Origin of the sequence: Streptomyces bathyalis (assembly GCF_015910445.1) — a bacterium.
Taxonomy (GTDB): Bacteria; Actinomycetota; Actinomycetes; order Streptomycetales; family Streptomycetaceae; genus Streptomyces; species Streptomyces bathyalis.
On record NZ_CP048882.1, the window covers coordinates 1,841,667 to 1,865,925 of the forward strand.

The 24,259-nt window shown below is 71.7% G+C and carries 21 protein-coding genes and 1 pseudogene; 9 read left to right on the plus strand and 13 right to left on the minus strand.

Annotated elements, in window-relative coordinates; all coding sequences use genetic code 11:
* Positions 1-121: 121 nt before the first annotated feature.
* From trmD to G4Z16_RS07910, 5 genes are all read right to left on the minus strand, one after another.
* The gene (gene trmD / locus G4Z16_RS07890; protein ID WP_197350077.1) at positions 122-931 is read right to left on the minus strand and encodes a tRNA (guanosine(37)-N1)-methyltransferase TrmD; all 810 of its coding nucleotides are present in this window, start codon (positions 929-931) and stop codon (positions 122-124) included.
* Positions 928-1,485, minus strand: a complete 558-nt coding sequence (gene rimM, locus G4Z16_RS07895) for a ribosome maturation factor RimM (protein ID WP_197350078.1) — start codon at positions 1,483-1,485, stop codon at positions 928-930. The genes trmD and rimM overlap by 4 nt, the downstream gene beginning before the upstream one ends.
* 142 nt (positions 1,486-1,627) lie before the next feature.
* Positions 1,628-1,867 (minus strand): RNA-binding protein, encoded by a 240-nt coding sequence (locus G4Z16_RS07900; protein WP_197350080.1) that lies wholly within the window; start codon positions 1,865-1,867, stop codon positions 1,628-1,630.
* A gap of 2 nt (positions 1,868-1,869) precedes the next feature.
* Positions 1,870-2,313 (minus strand): 30S ribosomal protein S16, encoded by a 444-nt coding sequence (rpsP, locus tag G4Z16_RS07905; protein WP_070010717.1) that lies wholly within the window; start codon positions 2,311-2,313, stop codon positions 1,870-1,872.
* Positions 2,314-2,560: 247 nt separating this feature from the next.
* Positions 2,561-3,253, minus strand: a complete 693-nt coding sequence (locus G4Z16_RS07910) for a hypothetical protein (protein WP_246530729.1) — start codon at positions 3,251-3,253, stop codon at positions 2,561-2,563.
* A 247-nt stretch (positions 3,254-3,500) separates the two neighbouring features.
* Here G4Z16_RS07910 and yhfZ point away from each other — a divergent pair, with 247 nt between their 5' ends.
* The 8 genes from yhfZ to G4Z16_RS07950 all read left to right on the plus strand — a co-directional run bounded on the left by yhfZ (position 3,501) and on the right by G4Z16_RS07950 (position 11,564).
* A complete protein-coding gene (yhfZ, locus tag G4Z16_RS07915) occupies positions 3,501-4,442 on the plus strand; it encodes a GntR family transcriptional regulator YhfZ (RefSeq protein WP_425508057.1) in 942 nt (313 codons plus the stop codon).
* Positions 4,443-4,624: 182 nt separating this feature from the next.
* The gene (locus tag G4Z16_RS07920; RefSeq protein ID WP_197354239.1) at positions 4,625-5,062 is read left to right on the plus strand and encodes a PRD domain-containing protein; all 438 of its coding nucleotides are present in this window, start codon (positions 4,625-4,627) and stop codon (positions 5,060-5,062) included.
* Positions 5,059-5,418 carry a DUF2620 domain-containing protein gene (locus tag G4Z16_RS07925; protein ID WP_197350082.1) on the plus strand — a complete coding sequence of 120 codons (360 nt, stop codon included), beginning with the start codon at positions 5,059-5,061 and terminating at the stop codon, positions 5,416-5,418. The genes G4Z16_RS07920 and G4Z16_RS07925 overlap by 4 nt, the downstream gene beginning before the upstream one ends.
* A gap of 25 nt (positions 5,419-5,443) precedes the next feature.
* Entirely contained in the window at positions 5,444-6,844 is a 1,401-nt protein-coding gene (locus tag G4Z16_RS07930; RefSeq protein ID WP_425508058.1) for a YhfT family protein, read from the plus strand.
* A gap of 44 nt (positions 6,845-6,888) precedes the next feature.
* Complete coding sequence (locus G4Z16_RS07935; protein WP_197350084.1) at positions 6,889-7,851, plus strand: phosphotriesterase family protein; 963 nt, start codon at positions 6,889-6,891, stop codon at positions 7,849-7,851.
* Position 7,852: 1 nt separating this feature from the next.
* Complete coding sequence (locus G4Z16_RS07940) at positions 7,853-8,980, plus strand: aminotransferase class V-fold PLP-dependent enzyme (RefSeq protein ID WP_197350085.1); 1,128 nt, start codon at positions 7,853-7,855, stop codon at positions 8,978-8,980.
* A gap of 143 nt (positions 8,981-9,123) precedes the next feature.
* Positions 9,124-10,290: an alanine racemase gene (locus tag G4Z16_RS07945; protein WP_197350087.1), complete on the plus strand. Its 1,167-nt coding sequence runs from the start codon at positions 9,124-9,126 to the stop codon at positions 10,288-10,290.
* A complete protein-coding gene (locus tag G4Z16_RS07950; RefSeq protein WP_425508059.1) occupies positions 10,287-11,564 on the plus strand; it encodes a phosphopentomutase in 1,278 nt (425 codons plus the stop codon). The genes G4Z16_RS07945 and G4Z16_RS07950 overlap by 4 nt, the downstream gene beginning before the upstream one ends.
* A gap of 98 nt (positions 11,565-11,662) precedes the next feature.
* On the opposite strand, the gene G4Z16_RS07955 is transcribed toward G4Z16_RS07950, so the two are convergent.
* The 7 genes and pseudogenes from G4Z16_RS07955 to G4Z16_RS07985 form a co-directional block, all read right to left on the minus strand.
* Positions 11,663-12,982 carry an HAD family hydrolase gene (locus G4Z16_RS07955; protein WP_197350089.1) on the minus strand — a complete coding sequence of 440 codons (1,320 nt, stop codon included), beginning with the start codon at positions 12,980-12,982 and terminating at the stop codon, positions 11,663-11,665.
* A 335-nt stretch (positions 12,983-13,317) separates the two neighbouring features.
* Positions 13,318-13,836, minus strand: a pseudogene (locus G4Z16_RS07960) (GNAT family N-acetyltransferase); the annotation flags it as partial.
* Positions 13,837-13,856: 20 nt separating this feature from the next.
* Positions 13,857-15,410: a signal recognition particle protein gene (gene ffh / locus G4Z16_RS07965; protein WP_197350091.1), complete on the minus strand. Its 1,554-nt coding sequence runs from the start codon at positions 15,408-15,410 to the stop codon at positions 13,857-13,859.
* 134 nt (positions 15,411-15,544) lie between these two features.
* The gene (locus tag G4Z16_RS07970; protein ID WP_197350093.1) at positions 15,545-18,223 is read right to left on the minus strand and encodes a [protein-PII] uridylyltransferase; all 2,679 of its coding nucleotides are present in this window, start codon (positions 18,221-18,223) and stop codon (positions 15,545-15,547) included.
* An 11-nt stretch (positions 18,224-18,234) separates the two neighbouring features.
* Entirely contained in the window at positions 18,235-18,573 is a 339-nt protein-coding gene (locus tag G4Z16_RS07975; protein WP_028435395.1) for a P-II family nitrogen regulator, read from the minus strand.
* Positions 18,570-19,889, minus strand: coding sequence for an ammonium transporter (locus G4Z16_RS07980; protein ID WP_197350095.1), 1,320 nt, complete (start codon positions 19,887-19,889; stop codon positions 18,570-18,572). Before G4Z16_RS07980 ends, G4Z16_RS07975 begins: the two co-directional genes overlap by 4 nt.
* A gap of 444 nt (positions 19,890-20,333) precedes the next feature.
* Positions 20,334-21,923 carry an NsdA family TPR-like regulatory protein gene (locus G4Z16_RS07985; RefSeq protein WP_197350097.1) on the minus strand — a complete coding sequence of 530 codons (1,590 nt, stop codon included), beginning with the start codon at positions 21,921-21,923 and terminating at the stop codon, positions 20,334-20,336.
* A gap of 281 nt (positions 21,924-22,204) precedes the next feature.
* On the opposite strand from G4Z16_RS07985, the gene G4Z16_RS07990 reads away from it, so the two are divergent.
* A complete protein-coding gene (locus G4Z16_RS07990) occupies positions 22,205-22,900 on the plus strand; it encodes a bifunctional DNA primase/polymerase (protein ID WP_197350098.1) in 696 nt (231 codons plus the stop codon).
* Between the two features lie 103 nt (positions 22,901-23,003).
* On the opposite strand, the gene ftsY is transcribed toward G4Z16_RS07990, so the two are convergent.
* The gene (ftsY, locus tag G4Z16_RS07995) at positions 23,004-24,209 is read right to left on the minus strand and encodes a signal recognition particle-docking protein FtsY (RefSeq protein WP_197350100.1); all 1,206 of its coding nucleotides are present in this window, start codon (positions 24,207-24,209) and stop codon (positions 23,004-23,006) included.
* Positions 24,210-24,259 lie beyond the last annotated feature (50 nt).

A 24,259-nucleotide genomic window follows, 5' to 3' on the forward strand; every position in this document is an offset into this window, starting at 1 on the left:
TTTCCTCGCTGATGCCACAGGTCATCAGCGGAATGATCGTGATGCTGACTGGAGAGCGCCGCTCCCGTGCGGGCGTTGGTCCCCCTGTGGCAGGGTCGCGCGCCGGATACGGAGCAGCCGCCTATTCTTCCACGTGCTGCCCGGTCGGCCAAAATCGGCCGTCCGGGCCCTCGCTCCAGCCCAGCCGTTCCAGCTCCGCGCGGTCGTGCTTGTCGAGCGAGGCCGGGTCGCAGCGGGCGATGAGATCGGGCCGGTTCGCGGCCGTGCGGGCCAGCGCCTGGTCCCTGCGCCAGCGGGCGATCCGGCCGTGGTGGCCGCTGAGCAGCACGTCCGGGATGCCACGGTCCCGCCACTCCGGGGGCTTCGTGTAGACGGGGCCCTCCAGCAGTTGGGCCATCGGCCCTGCCGCGAAGGAATCGTCCTGGTGGGACTCGGCGTTGCCGAGAACACCCGGCAGCAGGCGGGCGACGGCCTCCACCATGACCAGGACGGGCGCCTCGCCGCCGGCCAGGACGTAGTCGCCGACCGAGACCTCGCGCACGTCCAGCCGTGAGGCGTACTCGTCGATCACACGGCGGTCGATGCCCTCGTAGCGGGCGGGTGTGAAGACGAGCCACGGGGCTGCGGACAGCTCCACGGCGAGTTTCTGGTCGAAGCGGCGGCCGCTGGGCGTGGGCACGACGAGCACGGGTGGCGGCTCGGCCGCGCCGATGATCTCGTCGAGCGCCTCGCCCCACGGCTCCGGCTTCATGACCATGCCGGGGCCGCCGCCGTACGGGGTGTCGTCGACGGTGTGGTGTCTGTCGTGCGTCCAGTTGCGCAGGTCGTGCACGTGGACGTCGAGCAGGCCGCGGGCACGGGCCTTGCCGACGAGCGAGACGTTCAGCGGCTCCAGGTACTCCGGGAAGATGGTGACGACGTCGATCCTCACCGTCCGCCGTCCTCCGTCTCGCGCTGCTCCTTCTCGCGTGGGCCAGGCTCCTCCAGCAGCCCCGGCGGCGGCTCGATGACGACCCGCTGCGCCTCGAGGTCCACCTCGGGGACGATCTCGGTGACGAACGGGATGAGTGCCTCGCTGCCGTCCTCCCGCTTGACCACGAGAAGGTCCTGGCCGGGCGGGTGCGCGACCTCTTCGATCCGGCCCACGGAGGCACCGTCGCGGGTGACCACGTCGAGGTCGATGAGCTGGTGGTCGTAGAACTCGTCCGGGTCCTCAGGCTGTTCGTCGGGATCGACCTCGGCGATGAGCAGCGTGTTGCGCAGGGCCTCCGCCGCGCTGCGGTCCTGGACCCCTTCGAACCGCAGCAGCAGCCGGCCGCTGTGCACACGCCCGCGCTCGATGGTCAGCGGCTGCGGTCGGGGCGGGTCGGTGGCGAGCACGGCGCCCGGAGCGAGCCTCGACTCCGGTTCGTCCGTGCGCACTTCGACGGTGACCTCGCCCTTGATGCCGTGGGCGCGGCCGATGCGTGCGACGACTAGCTGCACTGTGTCTCTCCGTGCTCGACCTGACTCGACCTGCTCGTGCTGCGTCCGCCGCGGACCGCGGGAGCGGTGCCCGGACGCGAACACGGGCCGGGGCCGGCCGATGCCGTCCCCGGCCCGTGCCGGTGCTGTCTTGTGCGGGTGCTCAGCGCACCTGGTCCACATCGACGAGGTCGACGCGGACACCACGGCCGCCGAGGGCGCTCACGACCGTACGCAGAGCACGCGCGGTGCGGCCACTGCGGCCGATCACCTTGCCGAGGTCGTCGGGGTGAACCCGGACCTCGAGCACGCGCCCACGGCGCAAGGTGCGGGCTTCGACCTGCACCTCGTCCGGATTGTCGACGATGCCCTTCACCAAGTGCTCGAGGGCCTCCTCGAGCATGATCAGGCCCCGGTCGACTCAGTGGAGGACTCGGCCTTGTCAGCCTCGTCTGCCTTCTTGTCGGCCTTCTTGGCCTTCTTGGTGATCGCTTCGCCCTTGGGCTCGTCCGCCGACTCCTTGGCCGCAGCCTCGAAGAGGGCCTTCTTGTCGGCCTTCGGCTCGGCGACCTTCATCGGCTCGGGGGCGGGCAGACCCTTGAACTTCTGCCAGTCACCGGTGACCTTGAGGATTGCCGCGACGGGCTCGGTCGGCTGTGCGCCGACACCCAGCCAGTACTGGACGCGCTCCGAGTCGACCTCGATGCGCGACGGGTTCTGCACCGGGTGGTACAGGCCGATCTCCTCGATGGCGCGGCCGTCACGGCGCGTGCGGGAGTCGGCGACGATGATGCGGTAGTGCGGCGAGCGGATCTTGCCCAGTCGCTTCAGCTTGATCTTGACTGCCACTGCTGTGGTGTCTCCTGGTCTTGACGTGGGTGGACACAACGGGTGACCACGTGGGGTTGCGGTACCCGGAGGTCCGATGGACGCGTCAGCCGTAGGAGAGAGGGGTCCTTTGCGACTGTCGAGTACAGCGCACCATGATGCCACACGCGACGCGCCCGGCCGAACCCGCATCCGGACCCGCTCATGGTGCACAACTGCCGGGGCGGTACGGCGAACCCGCCCCGGCAGTCAGTGGTCTCGTCAGGCCTCAGCCGACCGCGGCCACGGCTTCGACCCTGTCCTCCCCGGAGTCCGAGGAAGCGCTGCGCTCCACCGGGGTGTCCGGGATGCTGAACGGCTTGCCACACGCTCCGCACATGATCGGCGCCTGCGCCAGCACCGACGGGACCACGCGCACGTTCCGCCCGCAGTCGCAGACGGCCTTGACGCGCACACCGCCGCCACTGGAGCCGTGACGGGCCGCGGGGCCGCGGAAGCTTCCGCCGCCGTCCGTCCCGGTCGCGGCGTTGTACGCCTTCAGTGCGCGCTCGAGACGCTCGATGGTCGGCCGGTAGCGCCGCCTGGTGTCGGGAGAGGGCACCACGAGCGAGAAGCCGCTGCTCGCGTGGGGCTCCTCCGGATGCGACAGGCCCAACTCCTCGGCGACGGCGAGGAATCTGCGGTTGTGGTAGCGGCCCGCGCGCGAGGTGTCTCTGATACCGCGCGCGGCGGCGATTCCGTGGACGGCCTCGTGAAGAAGCCTCTCGAAGGAGAGCCCGTCGCCGCATGCGGACGAGGACTCTCCGATCAGCGATTCGGGCGCGGCCAGATCCGGCAGCTCGGGGTGGTGCCTCTGAATATCCGCCCAGGCAGCTGCCAGCTCGGCGGCGAGAACTGGTGGTGTCGTGCTCACGTCGTACACAACGAGTCGGACCGCCTCAGTGTTCCGATTCCGGGACAACCTAAGTAATTTGCACGTACCGGTCAGTTGCGACGGTGTCGCTCCAGCCGGGCGAGAACCCGCTCAGCCCGGCCATCCCGGACGTACCTCCGAAGAGGTCCGTCGGGAGCGATCGGTACACCTCGGTGACCATACCGACATTCCCCGGTGCGATGTGCACCGGGGCGGCCCCTGCGACCAGGGAGAGAGCAGGATCACGTACCGGCACCCGTTGGCAATATCCAGGATTCTGGATATTATCCGCCGCATGATCAGTGGCGCCGACGAGCGCTTCCTCACCCGCAACGGCATGGCAGCACGTCAGCTGGCCGCACTGCTGCTGAATCACGAAGCGGACACACGTCTTCCACGTCTGCGTGACTTCGCCGGCGAATTGAAGGTGGGGAACGGGACGGTACAGGCGGGGCTGCAACTCCTGGAGGAGGCCGGGGCCGTCGAGACCAGGGCCCGCGGTCACCTCGGCACGTTCCTCGTGCACGCCGACCGGGCCATACTGTGGCGGCTCGCAGGCCTCGGCACACTCCTCGCGGCGATGCCCCTGCCGTACTCCCACCGGTACGAGGGCCTGGCCACCGGGCTCAGGGCCGCCTTCGAGCAGGCCGGAGCCCCGTTCGCCATCACCTTCATGCGGGGCGCCTCCACGCGGCTCGGCGCACTTCTGGAGGGCAAGGCCGATCTCGTCGTGCTCTCGCGCTTCGCCGCCGACCGGATCGCCGAGGACCATCCGGTCGAGCTGGTCGCCGACCTGGGGCCGGGCACGTACGTGGGATCCCACGGACTTCTGCTGCGTCGCGGGACCGCGCTGGGGACGAAGGGGCTGCGCGTCGCCGTCGACTCCTCCTCCGAGGACCTGCGGATGCTGGCGGCAAGGGCGTTCGCCCGGCGTGAGGACATCGAGTGGGTGGAGTCCTCGTACATGCAGCTGCGGGAGCTCTTCGCGCAGGGCCGGGTCGACGCCACCGTGTGGAATCTCGACGAGGTCCGCGACCACCTGGGCCCGGACGTCGAAGTCCTGCCGCTGGACGAGGAGATCACCAGCGAGCTCGCGTCGCGGAACTCCAGCGCCGCGCTGATCGGGCGGACCGGGGAATCGTCCGCACTCGACGCCGTGCGGGCCTCGCTGGACTTCGGGATGGTGACCGACGTGCAGGGAGAGGTCCTGCGGGGCGAACGCGTGCCGTTGTACTGACAGTTGGCGCCTGCCTCCTCACCTCCTGCCGCTTTCGTCGCCCGTCGCCTCACCCCCCGTACCGGCTGATCGGCACGAACGGGCGAAAGAAAGAACGACGCCGGGTCTCCTCAAAAAGCAGAATCCTGATTATTGTCGTGGCCGCTGATCGTGCAGCGGAAGGATGGGTCATGCAGGAGAAGCTGGAGGAGAAACTCGCTCTCCGGATCCAGTTGTTCCGGGAGACCGGTCAAGTACGCGCGGAAGTGGCCGACTTCGTCGAAGGCGAGCTGAAGGGCCTGGCCCGCGCGGGACTCCCCGTCTCCGAGGAGACCGCCGGCATGCTCACAAGCCATCTGATGATGGCCCTGAACCGGCTGCTGAACGGCGAGTCCCTCGACGACCCCGCCGCCGGAGAACAGATGGCCGCCGAACTGGCCGACAGGCCCGACGCCGTAGGCCTGGCACAGCAGATCGCCGCACGGGCCGAACGCGACCTCGGCACTGCGGCGCTCCCCGAATCCGAGACGGGCTACCTGGCCATGCACCTGGCCGTCCTGGCGGCCCGGAACCCGGCGGCGGCCGTGCGCGAGAGCGTGCGGGACGCCGCGTCCGCAGAGCAGAACGGAGGCCGGCCATGACGAAGATCCTCACCGGAGGGGTCGGCAAGGTCCAAGTCGCCGACGCCCTGGGAGACCTGGGCCTCGGCGACCTGGAGGTCACCGTCTCCAGCGACATGGATGCGGCGATGAAGCTGCGCGCCGGGCAGGCCGACTACTACCTCGGCACCTGCCACACCGGTGCGGGAGCCTCCCTCGGGGTGCTGCTCGGCGTGCTGGGCAGCGGCACGTGCCACACCTTCGGGCGCGGCATCCCCACCGACGCGGAGGTGACCGCGCTGCTCGAGGACGGAAAGAAGGTCTTCGGCTTCGGCATGGACCAGATCTCCGAGACCGCACCCGTCATCGCGCGGGCCATCGCCGCGCACACCCGCTGACCGCCGGACCCGAAGGAGCACCCCCGTGAGCACCGTTCTGGCCGGCGCGCTGAGCGCAGGCGAACAAGGCCTCGACTTCTCTCTCGCGCAGAAGACGACCGTCATCCTCCTGTGCGCGCTGACCGCGCTCATATCCCACCTGGCGCTGGCCGTCTTCAACGACGGCGTACGTCCGTTCATGCTCGACTTCATCCAGGGCCGCAGCAACCGCAGCGCCACCACGGCGGTCTCCTTCGGCCTCTCCGCGGGCTTCATATTCGGGCTCGGCGCGCCGATGGCGCTGTCCACCGGAGTGCTCAACCCGTGGCTGCTCTTCCTCCCGACCGACGTGCTCGGGCTCCTCGCGCCGAAGAAGTGGCTCGCTCCCCTGCTGGGCGGCGCCTGGGGCGCGCTCGTCGTCTTCGGACTCAACGGGGCCAACGACATCGCGCACGATCTGCCGGTCGACTTCCTGACAGCCATGCAGCAGATGGCCACCCCGATCCTCTTCCTCTTCACGCTCTTCCCGGTGCTCGCGATCACCAGGCAGTTCGGCAAGCTCCGCGGCGGCATCGCCGGAGTCGTGGAACTCGCGCTCGTGATCCTCACGATGAAGCTGTGGCCCGATGTGTTCCCCGGAGCGGCGGCGATGGCCGTGGGCGTGGTCATGCTCATCGGGTTCGCGACCGCCAAGGACATGCGGCAGCGGCGGGCGGACCGGGAGGAGAAGGCCAAGGCCGAGGTCTCCGAGGGCAAGGACGCCTCGACCGGGCCCGAACGGCCCGTCACCGAGGCCGAGTTGGAAGATCCGATGCTGTCGCTCTTCAGCGCGAGCGCCACCCGGCTGCGCAAGCATCTGCCGCTGTTCATGGTGCTGGGCGCGGGGGTGTGTCTGCTGGCGCAGATGCACGTGTTCGGCGGCGGCGAGGCCACGAGCTTCCTCATAGCCAAGGAGGACTACACGGGCGCCGCCCAGGTGGACTTCTACCGCGTCTTCGGCTTCATTCCGCTGATCGCCACCACCGCGCTCGCCTCCGGCGCGTACGCGATCGCGGGCTTCACCTTCGTCTACCCCGTCGGATATCTGCTGCCGAGCCCGTGGCTGGCGCTGCTCGCCGGTGCGGCCATCTTCGCCATCGAGGTGCTGGCCCTGTCATGGATCGGCAGGATGCTGGGGCGCCTGCCGTCCGTACGCGACTCCTCCGAACACCTGCGGAACGCGATCAGCGAGAGCCTCTGGCTGGCGATCCTCTTCGGCTCGCTGCTGGCGGCCAACACCATGGGCGGCGGGCTCGGCATCCTCATCGTGGGCGGCCTCTACCTGCTCAACGAGGCGATGGGACGGGTCGTGGTGCGCATGGCGGCCGCGCCGGCCGCCGTCCTCGTGGGCGGAGTGCTGCTCAATCTTCTGTACTGGCTGGACCTGTTCACCCCCGTCAAGAGCTGACGGGGCCGGTCGTCCAGGCACCGGCCGGGAAGGCAGCACCGACCATGTACGAGCAGCGTCCTGTGCACCCGCTCCGCACCGTCTCCGGGCCGCTTGAAGCAGCGCGGGTGCGCGGGCCGGTCCTGGCGCATGAGCATCTGGCGCTGGACCTCTCGAGCGGCGGAGACCCCACAGCCGTGCTCGACGACCGGCATCGCGGGGCCGTCACCGCCGAACTGGCCGCTCTGCGCGAGGAGTTCGGCCTCGGCCTCGTCGTGGAGCTGACATGCCGGGGCATGGGCCGGGACGTGGCGGCACTGGTGCGGATCTCGCGGGAGTCGGGCGTCGCGGTCGTGGTGGGCACGGGCTGGTACTACGAACGCTTCCACCCGGCCGGGACCGCGGGAGCCGGAGTCGACGAGCTCACCGAGGTGCTGGTCCGCGAGATCGAGGGCGGGATCGACGGCACGGGCGTACGCCCCGGTGTCATCGGCGAGGCGGGCAGCCACGGCGACGCGCCCAGCGGCCAGGAGGTCCTGACGCTCACCGCTGCCGCACGCGCCGCCAAGTCGACCGGGCTGCCGGTCGCGACGCACGCCCAGCTCGGACGCGGCGGCCCCGCACAGCTGGAGCTGCTGACCGGGGCGGGCCTGGAGCCGCACCGCGTGAGCATCGGCCACCAGGACCTGCTGGACGACGCGGGGGTCCACCGCGAGCTGGCCGCGGAAGGCGCGTACGTCGCCTTCGACACCGTCGGCAAGGAGAACTACGTCAGCGACGACGCACGGCTGCGGCTGCTGCTCGCGCTCCTGGAGGCAGGGCACGCCGACCGGGTGCTGCTCAGCTGCGACATCTCGCGGTACGGCTATCTCACGAGCAAGGGCGGCACCGGGTACGGCCACCTCTTCCGCTCGTTCCTTCCGCGCCTGCGCGCGGCGGGAGCCGACGACGCCCTGATCGATCTGCTGACCCGGCGCAATCCGCTGCGCTTCCTCACGGGCGGCACGAGCGACGACGAGGAGCTGTGAGATGAGGCCGCCACGACTTCCGCGGACGTTCCCGCTTCCCACCGTGCCGCTGGAGGAGGCCGTACAGGAGCAGTCCCGGCTTCTGGAGTGCACGGCGCGGCACTTCGAGGGCACGCAGCTCTTCGAGGCGGACGCCGGTGTGGTGCCCGGACCGGGCAGGCCGCGCACGACCGCCCGCGTGGAGGCGGTACTGGCGGACTTCTTCGGAGCCGGAGCGGCGGCGCTCGTGCAGGGCGCGGGCACCGGAGCGATCCGCAGCGCCCTCGGCGCGGTGCTCACCGCGGGCGACCCCCTGCTCATCCACCGCGCCCCCGTCTACCGCACCACCGCGGTCACGCTGCGCGGGCTGGGCGTCCGCACCCACGAGGCTGACTTCAACGACCGGACGGCACTCGAATCCGCCCTGGCGAGCGGCGAGTTCCGCCACGCCTACGTCCAGCACTCCCGGCAACGCCTCGGAGACTCCTACGACCTGCGAGAGGTGGTCGAGCTGTGCCGGGCGGCAGGAGTCCGCACGGTCGTCGACGACAACTACACGGTCTTCCGGGTGCCGGTGAGCGGCGTCGGGATGGGCGCCGAGGTCTCGTGCTTCTCGCTGTTCAAGCTGCACGGCCCCGAGGGTGTGGGCGCCGTCGTCGGCTCGCGGGAGATCGTCGGGCAGGTGCACGCCGACAACTACTCGGGCGGTGGCCAGGTCCAGGGTCACCAGGCGCTGGACGCGCTGCGGGCACTGACGCACGTACCGGTGATGTGGGCGCTGCAGTCGCGGACGGGCACCGAGATCGCCGAACGGCTGGAGGCGGGCGAGGTTCCCGGCGTGGCGGAGGTGCGCATCGCCAACGTGCAGGACCGCGCCCTGGTGGTACGCCTGGACCGGCCGCTGGCCCGCGAACTGCCCGCGTACGCCGCGCGGTACGGGGCGGCCCCGTACCCGGTCGGCGCCAACTCGCGCTACGAGGTGGCCCCGTTGTTCTACCGCATGTCCTCCTCGTCCCTGGACGACGAACCCCGGCTCGCCGACTGGACGGTGCGGATCAACCCGATGCGGGCGGGCGCCGATCTCGTCCTGGACATCCTCCGCCGCGCGCTGGAGGACCTGTACACCGCACACGGGACGGGAGGGAGCTGACGCCGAGCCGGCACCGATCCGTCCGCGACGCGGGCCCGGGCCCTGTTCAGGCACATGCGCCGGCCCACGTCCCGCCGACCGTCTCCGTACCGACCACGCGCAGACCACGGTCACGACCGTCCAGCCGTCCCGAAGGGCCGATCTTGTTCCTCGACACCGTCCTCGCCCGCAATCCCCAGCTCGCGGACACGGCTGCCTCGCTGCACCGGGACGGCGCGATACCGCCGGACACCTACGTCGTCGACCGCGACGCCGTGGAGGGGAACGCGGCGCTGCTCGCGGAGAGGGCCGAGGAGCTGGGCCTGTCCCTGTGGTTCGTCGTGAAGCAGCTGGGACGCAACCCGGAGCTGATAGCCGTGGTGGCCCGCCACCTTCCGAGGTCCGCGGCCATCGACGCACCCGAGGCACGCGCCCTCCACTCCGCCGGAGCTCTCGCGGGCAACATCGGGCACCTGGTGCAGATCCCGCGGCGCGCGCTGGCCGGGATGCTCGAATGGCGCCCGGAGGCCGTCACCGTCTTCGACGCCGACAACGCCCGCGCCGTGTCCGACGAAGCACAGCGCCAGGGATTCGTGCAGGACGTCCTGCTGCGGCTGGCGGGAGCACCCGGCTCGGTCTACCCGGGCCAGGAGGGCGGTGTCCCGCCCGACGGCGTCGATGCCTTCGCGGACGAGGCCGAAGCGATGCCGGGCATCCGGATCGCGGGCGTCACCGGCTTCCCGTGCCTGCTGTGCGATCCGTCGACGGGCGCTCCTCTGCCCACGGGGACGTTCACGCTGCTGCGTGAGGCCCGCGCGCGCCTGGAGAACCGAGGCCACCAGGGCCTCAAGCTCAGTGCACCGGGCGCCACTTCGGCCGCCGCGCTGCCGCTGCTCGCCCGGCTCGGCGCAACGCACGGCGAACCCGGTCACGCCCTGACCGGTACGACACCGTTGCACGCGCTCGACCCCGGCCAGCCGGAACGGCCCGGCTACGTCTATGTCACCGAGGTCTCCCACACTCTTGCCGACGGCCGGCCCGCCCTGCTGGGAGGGGGCTTCTACCCCCGCGCGGGGATCAGGGACGCGCTGCTGCCGCGCGCCGGTCTGCGGCTGCCCGTGCAGGAGATGCCGGCAGAGAACATCGACTACTACCGGCTCCTGGACGCTCCCCCGCCGGGCGCCGCGCCGGTACGGGCGGGCGACACGGCGGTCCTCGCCTTCCGCACCCAGATGTTCGTCACGCGCAGCAGCATCGCCGTCGTCGCGGGCCTCTCCTCGGGCCGGCCGCGGCTGACCGGCCTGTACGACCCGCTGGGACGGGCCCTGTGAGCGCCGCGGTCGCCGGTTCCGGAGCCGGGGCGAGCGCGGGCCGGACCGTCATCGTCGTCCTGGACGGGCTCGGCATCGGGGCCATGCCCGACGCGGGCGCGCTGCGGCCGGGCGATCTCGAAGCCGACACGCTCGGGCATCTCCTCGACCGGTACCGCGCCGCACACGGCCGGCACCTGCGGCTTCCCGCACTGGGAGACCTCGGCCTCGGCCTGCTGCGCCCGCACCCCGCGCTCGCGTCCGGGACGGCGCTGCCCGTCGCGGCCGGACGGGCCCGCCTCGGCTACGACGGCGCGGACACCTACGCCGGTCACCAGACCATGATGGGCGCCGACTTCAGCCGGGTCGCCGTCGCGCGCCTCGCACAGCACCTCGCGGAGGTGACCGCGGCGCTCGAACAGGCCGGACACAAGGTCGAGTCGCTGGGCGGGGAGCCCGTGCTCGTGGTGGACGGGAACATGCTCGTGCACGACAACCTGGAGGCCGACCCCGGCATCAACTGGAACGTCTCCGCCCGCCTCGAGGACCAGCCTTTCGAGCGGATCCTCGCTGTCGCCCGCACGGTGCGGGCCACCGCGCCGGTCGCGCGCGTCATCGCGGTGGGCGGCCGTTCCGGGAGCCCGCTGCCGGACTTCGTGCGGCACGGCGACGGGGACACCGTCGGGCTGGACACGCCCGCGAGCGGCTTCTACCGCAACGGCGGACTGCGGGTGCAGCACCTCGGAGCACCGGTGGATCACGCCAGGCAGCTGCCGGAGCTGGCGGCACGTGCCGGGGCCGACGTCACCCTCGTCGGCAAGGCGGCGGACATCCTCGCCTGCGACAGCGCGGTGCGCCGCCCCGCCGTGCGTACGGAGGAGGTGCTGGCACACACGGTCTCCGCCGCACGCCACGCCGGAGAGGCAGGCGGTACGCCGGCTCTCGTGGTGGCGAACGTGCAGGAGACCGACCTGGCCGGGCACCAGCAGGACGCCGCGCGCTTCGGTGCGGTACTGGAGGAGACGGACGCCGGACTGGGCGCACTGCTGCGGGAGTTGAACCGTCCGGGCGACCGGCTGATCGTCACCGCCGACCACGGCAACGACCCGGTGATCGGGCACGCCTTCCACACCCGCGAGTTCGTCCCGGTACTCGTCCACCGGCCGGGCACCGGCGACGCCGGTCCCGTTCTGCTCCCGGACGCGGCGTCGCTGGCGGACGTCGGCGCCACGGCGGCCCAGTTCCTCGGCATCTGCGGGGACGGGACGGCCGGGGGCTCGCCGCTGCCGGTCTGACTGGCTCCCCCACGCACACGGCGGCCCGCTAGGCACCAGGTCGGGTGCCCCGCGGGCCGGGGTGCGTACGCGGAGGGCCTGCGCCCCCATGCGGGCGGTCAGCCGAAGACGCGGTCCTTCTGGTCAGGCACTGTGCTGCCGTCGTAGCGGTGTACCGGCGTGAGGTCACCGTTCTCGCTGTTGTACGCCGACGTGGAGCACGGGTACGGCTCCGGCTTCTGCGGGAGCGGCTCGATGAACATCGGGTTGGGCAGCCAGCGTCCGTCCTCGTTGTCGTACGCCCGGCACATCACCTCGTTCTTGTTCCGGTTGAGGACGAGGTGCGCGCCGGTCGCGTCACGTACGAAGGTGACGTCGGTGTCCGCGTCGCCGCCGCCCACGGCGATGCGGTGCTCGCGGTCCTGCTGCTTCCAGGCGGCGCGGCCCTTGACCCCGTAGATGTCCTGGTTGACCCAGCAGCGCTTGCCGTCGATGTACGGGATGGTCTCGCCCCGGCTCGCCGGGGCGCCCCCGCACCCTTCGTTGCGCGTGGTGATGCGGCCGTCGCGGAGGATGCTGCGGATGGCGATGGTGTGCTCGGCGTCGATGCCCACGCCCTTCGACCAGGCCTCGGCCGCGTACTCGACGCCCGCCGAGACGATGTAGACGTCGAAGCCGGCCCGCTGCAGCGTGCTGATGAGGTCCTTCTGCTGCTCGTAATAGCGCACGTAGGCGGGCATCGTGTGGGTGCCCACCTTCATCTCGCTGCCGATGGGCGCGGCCAGGCTCTTCTTGCGGCCAGCCTCGGCGTACTGCTTGACCTCGGCCGGAGTGTGTCCGGCGAACAGCTGGGCCACCCAGGCGTATTCGGGCACCGTCCGGCGGTGGTTCCACTTGCCCCCGAATGCCGGGCGGCCGTCCATGGTCTGCGCTTCCGTGCGGATCTCGAAGATCTCGTCGGTGCAGTCGTCGTCGGTGGAGGTGGGCAGCGGGCGGCCCGCGGGCACGGCCTTGCCGCACGCCTCCGTCAGAGCGCCCTCGGCGGCGGGGGTGAGCCACTCGCTGGTGTCGCCCCACCGGCGGGGCTGGAGGATCTTGTCGTGGTGAAGGGCCCAGGCGAGCGTAACGTCCGTCGTGTCGTTCTTGGTGATCGTGTTGTCCCAGTCGAAGGCGGCGACCGGGCGGGGCTCGTGGCCGCCCTTGGTGTGGTGACCGCACCGGCCACGCTCGTCGATCACGCGCTGGAGCGCGGCGCGGTTGTGCCCGTGCCACTCGAGCTTCTTCGACAGCTGAGGGCAGTGGGCGGATCCGGCCGCCGTCCCGGCGGTGCCGCCGCCGGCGGGAGCCGGCGAACCGGTCGCAGCGGAGGCCGGTGCGGGAACCGAGGCCACGAGGGCCGCGGCGAGGCTCAGTGCGGCCAGAACGGATCTGTTGCGCATAAGGCTCTCCGGTGTCCGAAGGGGTGGCGGAAATGCCGCCGGAGCCGCACCGGAAAGGGCACGGCCCCAGTGGCATGTACCGTACATCTTTCTTCTGGCGCGGCGTCACATGCGCGCCCGCGGACAGGAGTCGTGTCAGCGGGACCCTCGGAATCGGATGCGGGCCGCCGTCGCCCGCGCGCCCTGACAGTGCGCCCCGCCACCCGGTGGAACGTGCGGTTCCGTCAGTGCTCGACGCTCATGCCCGCGCCCGGCTCGGGCTGCTGGCCCGCCCTCTGCGACCGCGTGCCGTTCCCGCTGCGTCTCTGTTCGCGCAGCCCCGCGGCGCGTGCCTCCGGCCACTCCTCCGCCGTGATGGCGAAGCGCTCGTGGTCGCGCCAGGCGTCGTTGAGGAAGAGCAGCCGGGGGGAGAACCCCTCGTGCCGGAACCCGAGGCGGCGCGCCATGGCGGTGGAGCGGTGGTTCTCCGGCTGGACGTTGATCTCCAGGCGGTGCAGCCCGAGCCCCTGCGGGGCGCTCTCGAAGCACTGGTCGACGATGAGCCGCATCCCTTCGGTCATGCGGCCGGTGCCCTCGTACGGCACGTAGCTGTCGTAGCCGAGCGAGCCGTTGCAGAAGCGGGCACGGACGATGTTCGCGACGTTGACGCGGCCCACCAGACCGTGGTCCTCGCTGTCGAAGATCATGAAGCTGCGCAGCGCGGGGCCCTGACGCCGCAAGAGGTCGGGGAGACCTTCCGGCTCGACGGGGTTCCAGGGGCTGAGGTGGTCCGCCGAGCGGAGTACCGCCTCTCGGTAGGCGGTCTCGTCGCCGGGCTGCGGGGGCCGGATGTATACGCGCATGCACGACATCATCCGCCCCCGCGCCCGATGGTTCACTTCGGGGGCAGCATGTCCTTGAACTCCTGCGGAAGTTCGAAGTCCTCCGGGCCCTGCGCCGCGCCCGCGCCGCCGAACGCGCTGCCCGCACCCGCCGCCTTGCGCTCGGCGGCGGCCTGCTCCTCCTGCTTGCGCTTCATCGGGTTGCCCGACTGGCGCTTGCCCTTGGCCTTCTTCTGCTGCTTCGCCTTCTTCTTCCCTGCGCCGCCCATGCCGGGCATTCCCGGCATACCAGGCATTCCGCCGCCCTGCGCCATGCGGGACATCATCTTGCGGGCCTCGAAGAACCGCTCCACGAGGTTCTTCACCGCGCTGACCTCGACGCCGGAGCCCCGCGCGATGCGTGCCCGACGGGAGCCGTTGATGAGGGTGGGCTCGGCGCGCTCGCCCGGCGTCATCGACTTGATGATGGCGGCCGTGCGGTCGACCTCGCGCTCGTCGAGGTCGTTGATCTGCTCCTTCATCTGGCCCATGCCGGGCATCATGCCGAGCAGCTTCGAGATGGAGCCCATCTTGCGGACCTGCTCCATCTGCGCCAGGAAGTCGTCGAGCGTGAACTCCTTGGGCCCCTTCTGCAGCTTCGCGGCCATCTTCTCGGCCTCTTGCTGGCTGAAGGTCTGCTCGGCCTTCTCGATGAGCGTGAGCATGTCGCCCATGCCGAGGATGCGGGACGCCATGCGGTCCGGGTGGAACGCGTCGAAGTCGTCCAGCTTCTCGCCGTTGGAGGCGAACATGACCTGCTTGCCGGTCACCTGGGCGACCGAGAGGGCGGCGCCGCCTCGTGCGTCGCCGTCGAGCTTCGAGAGCACCACGCCGTCGAAGCCGACGCCGTCGCGGAAGGCCTCGGCGGTGGTGACCGCGTCCTGGCCGATCATCGCGTCGACGACGAAGAGGATCTCGTCGGGGCTGACCGCGTCCCGGATGTCGGCGGCCTGCCGCATCAGCTCCTCGTCGATACCGAGGCGGCCCGCGGTGTCGACGACGATGACGTCGTGGTGCTTCTCCCGGGCGTGGACCACGGAGTCCTCGGCGACCTTCACCGGGTCTCCGACGCCGTTGCCGGGCTCGGGCGCGAAGACCGCGACACCGGCACGCTCGGCCACGACGGAGAGCTGGTTCACGGCGTTGGGACGCTGAAGGTCACACGCGACGAGCAGCGGCTCGTGCCCCTGCTGCTTGAGCCAGCGGCCCAGCTTTCCCGCCAGGGTCGTCTTACCGGAACCCTGCAGGCCGGCGAGCATGATCACGGTCGGCGGGTTCTTCGCGTACCGCAGGCGGCGGGTCTCGCCACCGAGGATGCCGATGAGCTCCTCGTTGACGATCTTGATGACCTGCTGGGCGGGGTTCAGCGCCTGGGAGACCTCGCTCCCTACGGCACGCTCCTTGACCTGCTTGATGAAGGCGCGCACGACGGGGAGCGCGACGTCCGCCTCCAGCAGGGCGATACGGATCTCACGCGCCGTGGCGTCGATGTCCGCCTCGGACAAGCGGCCCTTGCCCCGGAGGTTCTTGAAGGTCGCTGCGAGGCGATCGGAGAGAGTGTCGAACACGGCGTTCGCGGATCCTTCGCGTCTGGGTACTGGGTCAGGTCGGCAGTCGGCCTCCAAGGGTATCCGTCCACGAGGACTGCGGTCAGGTCCGGTCGGCGACCGTCTTCGGGCCCGGCATCGCGCGGCCGGAGGAGTTACGCCGCCTCGTCGGGCACACGCCCCAGCTCGTGCTCGAGGTCGCGCGCCAGCGCGGCGGCCGCGGACGAGGCCAGAGGGTCGCCGTCGGCACCCGTCAGGTAGAAGGCGTCGACGGCGTTGGCGCCGAGCGTGCTGACGTGTGCGCTGCGCACCAGGACGCCCGCCCCCTCCAGGGCACGCCCGATGCGGTAGAGCAGGCCGGGGGCGTCCTGTGCCCGAACCTCCAGGACGGTCGCGAGCTCCGAGCCGCCCGGCGCGACCGTGACCCGCGGCGGCGGAGCCTGTCCCGCGCGGCGCCTGCGGGGCCTGCGGTAGGCGGCCTCGCGCTCGGCGAGGCGGGCCGGGATGTCGAGGGAACCGTCGAGGGCGCGCGCCAGATCCGCGCGCAGCCGCAACGCGGGGGGCAGCGAGCCGTACTCGGCGGCCACACGCCACGACAGCAGGAGCACCGCCGCGTCCTCGTCCGGCCCGGCCTGCGCTCCCCCCGTCACCTGTCCTGGAAGCCGCATCACCCGCAGGTCGGCCGCCCGTACGGTCATCCGGTGCAGCGCGAGGACGCCCGCGACGGCGGGCAGCACGCCCATCGCGTACACGCCGGTGCCGCCCGGGGCTCCCGGGGCGGAGGCGGGGTAGTCAGGCGCCGGACGCGGGGCCGGGACGGTGACCAGCAACTCGACGCCGACGGACCGTGCGCGGGAGATGTCCGCGTCGCCCGCGTCCTCCGGGACTGCCTTGTGTTCCTCGTCGGTGTGCCCGGGCCTGGGATCTCCCCCGCTGCCCGTCGTGCTGAGTGCGAGGGCTGGGCCCTGCCTGCGCCACGATTCCATCGCGAGGCGTTCCGCCTCCGCCGAGGGCACGAACGGTTCCGTGTGCTCCTCGACCGCCTCCCCCGCGAGTACGCCGGCGACCCGGGTGACCAGGTCCGCGACGAGGGTGCCGCGCCACGCGGACCACGCCGCTGGGCCGGTCGCCAGCGCGTCGGCCTCCGTCAGCGCGTGCAGCAGCTCCAGCGTCCCGGCACCGCCCACGACGTCCGCGACGGACCGGATCGTCGCCGGGTCGTCCAGATCGCGCCGGGTGGCGGTCTCCACCAGCAGCAGGTGGTGGCGTACGAGACGGGCGAGCACGTCCGCGTCCGGTGGATCGAAGCCCATGCGGCCGGCCATGTCGTAGGCGATCGTCTCGCCCACGACGGAGTGGTCGCCCGGCCAGCCCTTGCCGATGTCGTGCAGCAGCGCGGCGACCAGCAGCAGGTCCGGTCGCTGCACGCGACGCGTCAGCGCGGAGGCACGCACCGCGGTCTCCACCAGGTGACGGTCGACCGTGAAGCGGTGCACGGGATTGCGCTGCGGACGGCAGCGCACCCGCTCCCAGTCCGGCAGCAGACGGCCGATGAGGCCCTCGGCGTCCAGCGCCTCCCACACGGGCACCGTCGCCTCGCCCGCGCCGAGCAGGGTGACGAACTCCTCGCGGGCCTCGGCGGGCCACGGCACCGGGAGATCCGGCGACGCCGCCATCCTCCGCACGGAGGGCAGCGCCAGCGGAAGCTCCGCCTGTGCCGCGGCGGCTGCGGCCCGCAGCGGCAGCACGGGGTCACGCTCCGGCCGTGCGGTACGGGCGAGAGCCGCTTCCCCCTCGTGCTCGACGACGCCTTCGGCGAGCGGCGTGCGTTCCTGCGCGGCGCCGCGGCGCCCACCGCCGGGCCCGCCCCCCGACATGCCGCCCAGCAGGCCGCGCAGCCGGGAGGCGCGCCCGCCGCGGGACTTGAGCACGCGGCTCACCTCGCGCCACGTCACGTCGGCGGCGTAGGCGATGGTTCGGGCCGACTCGTAGACCTGCCGGAGCAGTGCGTCGGCGTCCGCCAGACCGAGCGCCGAGGCGACCTGGTCCTGGTCCTGCAGAGCGAGCCGGTCGGTGGAGCGGCCGGTCGAGAGGTGGAGCACGTCGCGTACGTCCAGGAGCGCCTCACGCGCACGGCCCAGGCCGCCGCGCGGCGCGTCGGCCAGCCAGGACGCCGCCACCGCCCGCAGTGCGGTGGCGTCCCGGAGCCCACCGTGTGCCTCCTTCAGGTCCGGCTCCAGCAGGAAGCGCAACTCACCGTGTGTACGGGCCCGTTCCTCGGTCAGCTCCCGCAGCTCCGGGAGGCGAGCGGGCGCCTGTGCCCGCCACTGCGCAAGCAGCGCGGTGCGCATGTCCGCGGTGAGCGTCGCGTCACCCGCGACGTGCCGCGCGTCCAGCAGGCCGAGCTGGACCTTGAGGTCGTCCTTCGCCGTGGCGCGGGCCTCCGCGGGGGTTCGTACGGAGTGGTCCAGGGCGATGCCGAGGTCCCAGACCGGGTACCAGATGCGGTCCGCGATCCGCGCGATGCCGGCGGGCCCCGCGCTGCCGTCGTGGAGCAGCAGCAGATCGAGGTCGCTGCGCGGGGACAGCTCGCCCCGCCCGTAGCCGCCGACGGCGACGAGGGCGACGCCGGGCCCGGCGTCGCCCAGCAGCCCCGCCAGCCAGTGGTCGGTCACGCGTGCCAGTTCGGCACGGCGGGGCGCCCCCGCCACCGTGCCGTCCTCGCCGCGGAGAAGGCGCAGCCGGGCCGCCGCATAGCTGCCCTGCTCCGCCTCCGCCCCGGCTTCCCCGGCCGCCTCTTCCGCCGTTCCGGGAAGGCCGCTGTGTCCGCCCATGTGAACCGTCACTAGAGGGCGTCGGGTCCGCGTTCGCCGGTGCGGACCCGCACGGCGGTCTCGACGGGGACCGTCCAGACCTTGCCGTCGCCGATCTTCCCGGTGCGGGCGGACTTGACGACGACCTCCAGGAGCTCCTCGGCGTCCCCGTCCTCGGCCAGCACCTCGATCCGTACCTTGGGCACGAGGTCGACGGTGTACTCGGCGCCCCGGTAGACCTCGGTGTGGCCGCGCTGGCGTCCGTAGCCGCTGGACTCGGTGACCGTCAGGCCCTGCACCCCGAAGGCGCGCAGCGCCTCCTTCACGTCCTCCAGCTGGTGCGGCTTGATGACCGCGGTGATGAGCTTCATGCGTCAACCTTCTTCTCGGAGATCCGGCCGGCCGTCGTCGCCTCGTCCTGCTGCTGCCCCGATCCGGGCGCTGCAGCGGCGGGACGGGCCGGGGACGCGGAGGCGCCGGAGGTGGAGCCGCCGACGGCGCTGAAGTCGTACGCGGTCTCGGCGTGGTACGCGCGGTCCAGGCCGCTCGTCTCCTCCTCCTCGCTCGCGCGCATGCCCACGGTGACGTGGATCAGCTTGGCGATGATCCAGGAGACCACGAACGAGTAGCCCATCACCGCGAAGGCTCCGGTGGCCTGCTTGCCGAACTGGGCGAGGCCGGCGTCGCCGCCGGTGGCCAGGAAGCCGACCATGAGGGTGCCGATGACACCGCCCACGAGGTGCACGCCCACGACGTCCAGCGAGTCGTCGAAGCCCAGCTTGAACTTGAGGCTGACGGCCCAGGAGCAGACGAGACCCGCCACCAGGCCGATGGCCAGCGCGCCGACGGCGTTGACGTTCGCACCGGACGGTGTGATCGCGACGAGGCCCGCGATGGCACCCGAGGCGGCACCGAGGGTGGTGAAGGCGCCGTGACGGATGCGCTCGTAGACGAGCCAGCCCAGCACGGCCGCTCCCGTGGCGAGCTGCGTGTTCATGGCCATCAGCGCGGCCGTGCCGTCGGCGGCGAGGGCCGAGCCCGCGTTGAAGCCGAACCAGCCGAACCACAGCAGAGCCGCTCCGAGCACCACCAGCGGCAGGCTGTGCGGACGCATGGGGTCCTTCTTGAAGCCCTTGCGCTTGCCGACGACCAGTACGGCCGCGAGCGCGCCGATGCCGGCGTTGATGTGGACGGCCGTGCCGCCCGCGAAGTCGATGACCCCGAGGTCGAAGAGCCAGCCGCCCTCGGCCCACACCCAGTGGGCGACGGGGAAGTAGATCAGAGTCGCCCACAGCGCGATGAAGGCGGCCCATGCGCCGAACTTCACGCGGTCGGCCAGGGCCCCGCTCATCAGTGCCGGCGTGAGGATCGCGAACATCATCTGGAAGAGCGCGAAGGCGAAGACCGGGATGCCGCCCTTCTCGGTCAGCGATCCGTCGGTGATGCCCTTGAATCCGGCGAATTCGAGGTTGCCGATGAAGCCACCGGTGTCGGGGCCGAAGGCCAGGGAGTAGCCGTAGAGCACCCACAGGACGGTGATGATCCCCAGCGAGACGAAGGACATCATCAGCATGTTGAGCGCGCTCTTGACACGGACCATGCCTCCGTAGAAGAAGGCGAGGCCGGGCGTCATCAGCATGACGAGAAACGCGCTGATCATTACGAATGCGGTATCGGCGCCGTTCAATGGACGTCTCCTCGAAGTACCGGCCCGCGCGGAACGGACGGGAGGGGCGGGAAGGCCGGGGGGTGTTGCAGCCACGTTCGCCGCGTTCCGTTTCCGCTGATGCCGCCGGTTGTTTCGCCGTGGTGACGATGCGCGCCGCGGTGTTACGTGCCGATGAACTGGCGCAGCGGCCCGTACGAGGAGATGGTCGGCACTCGTAACAGGCAGAACCGGCCGCGACGCACCCTGTACGACATGGCGTCGGGGGGAGCCGTGTCTGGTGCCCGGGTGCTGTCGCGGCCGGTTGTCATGGGTCGGACGGATCAACTCGCCCGCAGGTTCCACTGGTTCGCCGATCCGCGGTTCCTCGGACCGGGCACGGATCCGGGCCGGGTTCCAGATCCGCTGCCGGGTGTGGGCCCGGTGCCGTGCGGGCGGCGCTCCAGCGAGCGGACGCCCGCTGGGTCACCCCGCCACTGCGCCCGCCTCGGTGTCGGGCAGTTCCTCGGCCAGCCGCTGACCGAGCCGCACGACCTCCGCCACCCCTCCGAAGTCGCGCGCGGCCCAGGCCGCGGTCCGGCGCAGCCGGTTGTTCACGCGCTCGGAGCGCAGCCTCCGTGCCACGTCGATCGCCTCCCCGGCGCGGAAGGCGCAGTGCTCCGGCTCCTTCTGCAGCAGATGCACGCTCGCCATGCCCAGGAGGTTCAGCGCGTACGAACGGCGGTGGCCGCCGCCCTCCGTCTCCTCCGCCTCGCGCCTGAACAGCTCCACGGCCCGCTCCATCGCGGGGCGCGCCATCGACGCGTAGGTCGGGCTGCGCCCCGACGAGTAGGCCAGGTCGCGGTACGAGTGCGCGGTCTCCGCGTTCAGCTCGGCCTCCGAGAAGAAGCGGATCCAGTCCGGGTCGCCGTCGCCGGCCGCGGCGTCCTCGAAGGTGTCCTCGGCCATGCGCACAGCGCGACGGCACTTCCCGGGCTGGCCCATGTTCGCGTACGCACGGGCCTCCATCGCGTGCAGCATCGCCTGCGTGCGGGCCGTCGCCCCCTCCCGGCTGCCGTACTGCGCGAGGTGGATCAGCTCCAACGCGTCGTCCGGGCGCCCGAGATGGATCATCTGGCGGCCCATCTTGCTCAGCACGTACGAGCCCAGGGGCCGGTCGCCCGCCTCCTTCGCGGCATGCAGCGCGAGGACGAAGTACTTCTGCGCGGTGGGCTGGAGGCCGACGTCGTAGCTCATCCACCCTGCCAGCGCGGCGAGTTCGGCCGTCACGCGGAAGAGGCGGCGCCCGACGGGCTCCGAGTGCTTCTCCTGCAGCAGGTCCGTCACCTCGTGCAGCTGGCCGACGACGGCCTTGCGACGCAGCCCGCCGCCGCACTGCGCGTCCCACTGCCGGAACATGACGGTGGTGTGCTCCAGAAGCTCTATCTCCGGCATCGACAGCTTCTCGGCACGCCGCGCCCCGCCGCCCTTCAGGGGCAGGGGCACAACCTGACCGCCGCCGCTTCCGGATGCCGACGACGCCGCCCCGCTGCCGTGCGGGGAGGCCCCGGCAGCGGGGACGGCGCCGTCGGCACCCGCGACCGGCACCGCCGGGCTCGGTACCAGCCAGCGCTGCATCGGCTCGATCAGCGAGGGGCCCGCGGCGACCGACAGCGACGTCCCGAGGAACCCGCGCCGGCCCAGCATCAGGTCGCTGCGCGTGAACTCGTTGATCATCGCGACCGTCTGCGGCCCTGCCCACGGCAGATCCACACCGGAGGCCGCCGGGGACTGACGGGTGGGGCGCAGCCCGAGGTCCTCGACCGCGACGACGCAGCCGAAGCGCTCGGAGAACAGCTCGGAGAGGATGCGGGGGATCGGCTCGCGCGGCTGCTCGCCGTCCAGCCACCGGCGCACGCGCGAGGTGTCGGTACTGATGTGGTGCGCGCCCAGCTGCCGGGCCCGTCGGTTGACCTGTCGCGCGAGCTCGCCCTTCGACCAGCCGCTGCGCATGAACCACGAACTCAGCTGCTTGTTGGGGAGCTTGTCGCCCTCACCAACAGGTAATGCCCCCATCAGGCCCCTCACCGCCCCCACGACACCATGCCTCCGGCATACCCACGAGGCGAAGCTACGCCATCCGTGTGTACTGAAAGTAACCTCCCGATCACCCGCGGGGCGAGGCCGTTTGCACAATCGCCACCATTCGCCACCCCTTCGAATGAACCCCTCCGCTGCCGCACACGATTCACTTGACACATGACCAGGCCGATAAGGGGCGGAGCCGTGCGCATGTGACCCGTCACTGTGCGCAGACGGCTCGTAACCATCGGCAGGCAGGACCCGTTGGAGGGAGCATGGGCTTCACGATCGGCGCCATCGGCGGTCTGGGCGGCATCCGCGACTTTCATCAACTGCGCCCCGGTGCACGGCGGCGGCACCGCGCGTGCGCGGCCACGACCGTGGCGGAGTACACGGGTCTGCTGGGATGGTCCGTGGTCCCCGGTGCCCGCGCGGCTCGTGCCGCCGGGGGGCGCACCGAGTGCTCGTGCGGTGCCGCCGTCTGCCCGGCTCCCGGGGCGCATCCGCTCGACGCGTCGCTGGAGGTGCCCGCGGGGGCGACTCTCGACGAGGCCGGCGAGGCGTGGGCGCAGTGCCCGGGCGCCGCGCTGCTGCTGCCGACGGGCCGGCACTTCGACGTGATCGAGGTCGGTGAGTCCGCCGGCCGCCACGCGCTCGTACGGCTGGAGCGGATGGGCCTCCCGCTGGGCCCGGTGGCGCTCGCGCCGCACGGGCGCATGTGGTTCTTCGTCGCTCCCGGCGCGGCCGCCGAACTGCCCGAACTGCTCTACCGGATGGGGTGGGACGACGCCCCGCTGGACCTGCGCGGTCTCGGAGAGGGCGAGTACGTGACGGCACCGCCCTCCGACCTCGGCGGCCTCGGCCCCGTGCACTGGCTGCGCAGGCCGGCCCTGGAGGAGGCGGGCCGACCGCCACAGGCCCGGCTGCTGCTGGGCACTCTCGCCTACGTCTGCAACCGCTCGGGGACCTGACGGCAGTTCTCACGCAAGCGGGCACAAGCGCGCCCCGCCCCATCTGCACCGTGGGGCGGGGCGCTTCGCTGTGCGGGTCCTCGGCAGCGCTACCGCGGCCGGTTCACTCCCCGCCGATCAACGCGTCGACGAAGGCCTCCGGTTCGAAGGGCGCCAGGTCGTCCGCGCCCTCGCCGAGCCCGATCAGCTTGACGGGCACGCCCAGTTCGCGCTGGACCGCGATGACGATGCCGCCCTTGGCGGTGCCGTCCAGCTTGGTGAGCACGATGCCCGTGATGTCGACGACCTCGGCGAACACCCTGGCCTGCACGAGCCCGTTCTGGCCCGTGGTGGCGTCGAGCACGAGCAGCACCTCGTCGACCGGGCCCTGCTTCTCCACGACGCGCTTGACCTTGCCCAGCTCGTCCATCAGTCCGGTCTTGGTGTGGAGGCGGCCCGCCGTGTCGATGAGAACCGCCTCCGCGCCCGCCTCGGTGCCCTCCTTGACCGCGTCGAAGGCGACGGACGCCGGGTCGCCGGCCTCCGGGCCGCGCACGGTGCGGGCACCGACGCGCTTCCCCCACGTCTCCAGCTGGTCGGCGGCGGCGGCGCGGAAGGTGTCGGCCGCGCCGAGCACCACGGACTTGCCGTCGGCCACGAGTACACGCGCGAGCTTCCCGGTGGTGGTCGTCTTGCCGGTGCCGTTCACGCCCACGACCAGCACGACACCCGGCCGGTCGACCGCTCCGCGCGTCTCGGTGTGGACGGTGCGGTCCAGGTCCGGACCCACCAGCGTGAGGAGTTCGTCGCGGAGCAGGCCGCGCAGCTCCTCGGGCGTGCGGGTGCCGAGGATCCGCACCCGCTCGCGGAGACGCTCGACCAGCTCCTGCGTGGGCGCGACTCCGACGTCGGCCGTCAGCAGCGTGTCCTCGATCTCCTCCCAGGTCGCATCGTCGAGATGCTCCCGTGAGAGCAGCGTGAGGAGCCCCTTGCCGATGGAGTTCTGCGAACGGGAGAGCCGGGAGCGCAGCCGCACGAGGCGCCCGGCGGTCGGCTCCGGGGTCTCGATCGCGGGCTCGGCCGGTGCCGGGGCGGCGGGTGCCTCGGCCTCGGCCGGCAGGCCGACCTCCTCGATCGTTCTGCGCGGCGCTTCGGCGGTGCCGGCGGCCTCGTCGCCGACGTGCGGCTCGGCGGGTGCGGTGGCCGTGGCCTGCGACTCGGCGGGCTTCTCGGCGGTGGCGGCCTTCTTCTTCCGTCCGCTGACGACGAGCCCGCTGATCGCGGCCAGCACGACCACGGCGATGACTGCAACAAGGATGACGATTTCCATAGCCCGTCCAGTATCCGCCACCGTCAACAGTGCACCCGCACGGCACCGCG

What these genes read in the sequence shown, in the direction of transcription:
- G4Z16_RS07900 (WP_197350080.1), bottom strand. Translation starts at nt 1,867, where the DNA reads ATGCTCGAGGAGGCCCTCGAGCACTTGGTGAAGGGCATCGTCGACAAT.
- G4Z16_RS07970 (WP_197350093.1), bottom strand. Translation starts at nt 18,223, where the DNA reads ATGGGCGGACACAGCGGCCTTCCCGGAACGGCGGAAGAGGCGGCCGGG.
- G4Z16_RS07985 (WP_197350097.1), bottom strand. Translation starts at nt 21,923, where the DNA reads ATGGGGGCATTACCTGTTGGTGAGGGCGACAAGCTCCCCAACAAGCAG.
- G4Z16_RS07990 (WP_197350098.1), top strand. Translation starts at nt 22,205, where the DNA reads ATGGGCTTCACGATCGGCGCCATCGGCGGTCTGGGCGGCATCCGCGAC.
- G4Z16_RS07935 (WP_197350084.1), top strand. Translation starts at nt 6,889, where the DNA reads ATGTACGAGCAGCGTCCTGTGCACCCGCTCCGCACCGTCTCCGGGCCG.
- G4Z16_RS07940 (WP_197350085.1), top strand. Translation starts at nt 7,853, where the DNA reads ATGAGGCCGCCACGACTTCCGCGGACGTTCCCGCTTCCCACCGTGCCG.
- G4Z16_RS07975 (WP_028435395.1), bottom strand. Translation starts at nt 18,573, where the DNA reads ATGAAGCTCATCACCGCGGTCATCAAGCCGCACCAGCTGGAGGACGTG.
- ftsY (WP_197350100.1), bottom strand. Translation starts at nt 24,209, where the DNA reads ATGGAAATCGTCATCCTTGTTGCAGTCATCGCCGTGGTCGTGCTGGCC.
- yhfZ (WP_425508057.1), top strand. Translation starts at nt 3,501, where the DNA reads ATGATCAGTGGCGCCGACGAGCGCTTCCTCACCCGCAACGGCATGGCA.
- G4Z16_RS07955 (WP_197350089.1), bottom strand. Translation starts at nt 12,982, where the DNA reads ATGCGCAACAGATCCGTTCTGGCCGCACTGAGCCTCGCCGCGGCCCTC.
- G4Z16_RS07925 (WP_197350082.1), top strand. Translation starts at nt 5,059, where the DNA reads ATGACGAAGATCCTCACCGGAGGGGTCGGCAAGGTCCAAGTCGCCGAC.